The sequence below is a fragment of the Rhizobacter sp. P3_B12 genome, from assembly GCF_056402895.1.
In genome coordinates this window covers 1-2,971 of the sequence record NZ_JBFUGN010000785.1, presented here as the reverse complement: position 1 = coordinate 2,971, position 2,971 = coordinate 1, and the positions used below count along the sequence as shown (strand labels likewise).

3 protein-coding genes are annotated in these 2,971 nt (G+C 66.3%); 2 read left to right on the top strand and 1 reads right to left on the bottom strand.

The window, feature by feature from the left end:
• The first annotated feature begins 148 nt into the window (after nucleotides 1–148).
• Together AC1D01_RS27940 and AC1D01_RS27935 are read left to right on the top strand one after the other, a co-directional pair.
• Nucleotides 149–1,402, top strand: coding sequence for a YihY family inner membrane protein (locus tag AC1D01_RS27940; protein WP_477872212.1), 1,254 nt, complete (start codon nucleotides 149–151; stop codon nucleotides 1,400–1,402).
• 93 nt (nucleotides 1,403–1,495) lie between these two features.
• On the top strand, nucleotides 1,496–2,812 hold the full coding sequence (locus AC1D01_RS27935; RefSeq protein WP_477872210.1) for a hypothetical protein: 1,317 nt from the start codon (nucleotides 1,496–1,498) through the stop codon (nucleotides 2,810–2,812).
• On the opposite strand, the gene AC1D01_RS27930 is transcribed toward AC1D01_RS27935, so the two are convergent.
• Nucleotides 2,782–2,971, bottom strand: a 190-nt coding sequence (locus AC1D01_RS27930; protein ID WP_477872208.1) for a diguanylate cyclase domain-containing protein, incomplete at its 5' end; no start/stop codon positions are given. The two genes, AC1D01_RS27935 and AC1D01_RS27930, sit on opposite strands and share 31 nt — an antisense overlap.

The window sequence follows — 2,971 nt, the reverse complement described above, 5'->3', positions numbered from 1 at the left end:
AGCCACAGCTCCCAGGCCACGCCGAGCACGATGAGCCCGGCGACGCTGCCGACCGCGAGCGCGCGGGTCCACAGCACGACAGCAGGAAGGGGGGCGGAGGAGGCGGAAGGAGCAGGGGGCGCAGTCATCGCTGGCTATGATGCCATCGATGAATCTCCCGACACGCGCCGAAGCCCAAGCCCTGACGTTGACATGGCGGCAGCAGTTCTCGCGCGCACTGCAGACGCTGCAGACCTGGCCGTGGCTCGAGACGCTGATCACGCTGCGCCAGCGCTTCCGCGAGGACCGCCTGGGCCTCACCGCCAGCAGCCTGACCTTCACGACGCTGATCTCGCTGGTGCCGCTGGTCACGGTGATGCTGGCGGTGTTCACCGCGTTCCCGATGTTCTCGAGCTTCCAGGATGCGCTGCAGAAGTACTTCCTGCAGAGCCTGGTGCCCGACTCGATCGCCAAGCCGGTGCTGGGCGCGCTGACGCAGTTCGCGAGCAAGGCGAACCGGCTCGGCACCTTCGGCCTGGTGCTGCTGGTGTTCACCGCGCTCGCGCTGATGCTGACGATCGACCGCACGCTGAACGCGATCTGGCGCGTGCCCAAGCCGCGGCCGATCGCACAGCGTGTGCTGGTGTACTGGGCGGCCGTCACGCTCGGGCCGCTGCTGCTGGGCGTGAGCCTGTCGCTCACCTCGTACGCGATCTCGGCCTCGCGCGGCGTGGTCGGCGTGATGCCGGGCGGCGTCAGCTTCCTGCTGAACGTGCTCGAGTTCGCGCTGCTGTCGGCGGCGATGGCGGGCCTGTTCCACTACGTGCCGAACACGCTGGTGCGCTGGCGGCATGCCGCGGCGGGCGGGGTGTTCGTCGCGGCCGGCTTCGAGGTCGCGAAGAAGGGCCTGGGCTGGTACCTGAGCTCGGTGCCGACCTACACCACGCTGTACGGCGCGTTCGCGACGGTGCCGATCCTGCTGATCTGGATCTACCTCGGCTGGGTGATCGTGCTGCTGGGCGCGGTGGTCGCCGCCTATGCGCCGAGCCTGCAGATGCGCGTGATCCGCCGGCCGTCGACGCCGGGCTACCTGTTCCAGCTGGCGGTGGGCATGCTGCGCGAGCTGGCGCAGGCGCGGGCGCTCAGCACGCACGGCATCAGCGCGGCGCAGCTGTCGGAGACGCTGCGCACCGATCCGCTGCAGATCGAGCCGCTGCTCGACACGCTGGTCGCGATCGACTGGGTCGGCCGGCTCGACGAGGAGGGCAACTCGCGCTACGTGCTGCTGTGCGACCCGGCGACCACCTCGGCGCAGCCGCTGATCGCCCAGGTGCTGCTTGACCCGACGCCGACGCTGCGCGGGTTCTGGCACCGGGCGCAGTTCGGCAACATGATGTTGAAGGACGTGATCGCGGCGGATTGAACGCGGGGTGGGTGCATCTGTGTCGGCCGCGGGATGGAACCTCGCGAGTGTGAGCGACCACAGAGCCGTTTCTGGTTTCCTGCGCCTCTCACCATGCATCGACTGCCCTCCGGCCCTCCGGTCTTCATTCCGAATGTTCCTCAGGCCTCGCGGGACACGGCGCGGAACAGCCATGCGCTCTACAAGGCAAATGCGGCAACCACGCTGGGTGCTTGCGTGGGGCTGCCGGAATTGACGGCGATGCTCGCCCTCAGGGATCGATGGATACCCGAGGATCCGCTTCGCGAATGCGTGCAATGGATGGCTGTTCTCCACCCCGAGCGGCGATGTCTCCTGGCCGAGCTGGAGACGGTTCGTTCCACATTGCTGGAGGCAGCTTCCGTCGACGACCGGGGCGGTCGGGTAGGTGCCATCAAGCGGGCCGCGATGTCGCTGCGCCGGTTGGCTGACCAATGGCGTGCAGCTCCATTCTTCACTGGCCGACAGTCGCTCGAAAAGATCCTCCGCGATATGTCCCACCCACAGCACACGGTGTCTGATGATTGGGGCGAGCTGATCGTTGCGATCAGGCGTTTGAACCTCGCCATCGAGTGGCCCGCTGCTGCGCCGACTGATGGCGTGCATGTCCGAGGTCAACTGCACGCGATCGGTGAAGCGCTCAGATGCGCGACATGGACTCCGCAACTGCAGACCCGGGCATTTTTCAGTTCGTGCGATCGGTTGGGCTCGCTCCCGTTGACGGGATCCGAATGGCTGAGGGCCGGACTGCCCTGGTTTCGTTCCAAGGTCTTCACAGCCGAGACGCCGGAACAACTGGCCGATGCCGTTCAATGGCTGGCCAGCGTCGTGGAGAAGCAGACTTTTCTGGCCGAACTGGCGGCGATCCAATCCGAGCCGTGGCGCGCGGTCACCGCCGGCAATCGTGGCGATGGCCGAGACATCGAGTGCGCACTGCGCATGCTTGCAGGGCAGCTGGGGCGCTACCAAGATCTGCTGCGCAGGCTTGCGGAGGCAGGCCTGATCGCGGCTGCATTGCCCGATCCCGCCGATGCCGTTGGGGAACGCAGGATCAGCCTGTTGTTCACCATCCAACGGATGGAGCATGCGGTATCGGATATCGACACCTCGCCCCCTTGCTGCCCGTCCCTCACCTGTCAGCAGGCTGCGGCGGAGATCGCGGCACATGCCGTGTCATTGGAAATGGGCCGCCTGACTCGACGCCAGAAGGCAGACGCTGTCAGGGCACTGTGTTGCACGATGACCCAACTTCCGGTCGCCGTGGGGAAACGCTGGCATTTTCAAGTGCGCTGCGTGATTGCCGAGGTATCGGAAGCTGTCGACGTCATTGGGTTGAAATCGATTCTGCAAAAATTCGCCGCTCAGCTGCGATCAGCCCCGTTGCTCGCATGAATCACACAATTCTTGCCCCGCCGCTTCGCGCAGTACATCGCATCGTCCGCCAGCTGCAGCAGCCGCTGCGGGTTCTGCGCATCGCCGGGCGCGAGCGCATAGCCGATGCTCGCGCTGATGCCGTGCCGGTCGACGGCTGCCACCGCCGACAGCATGTGC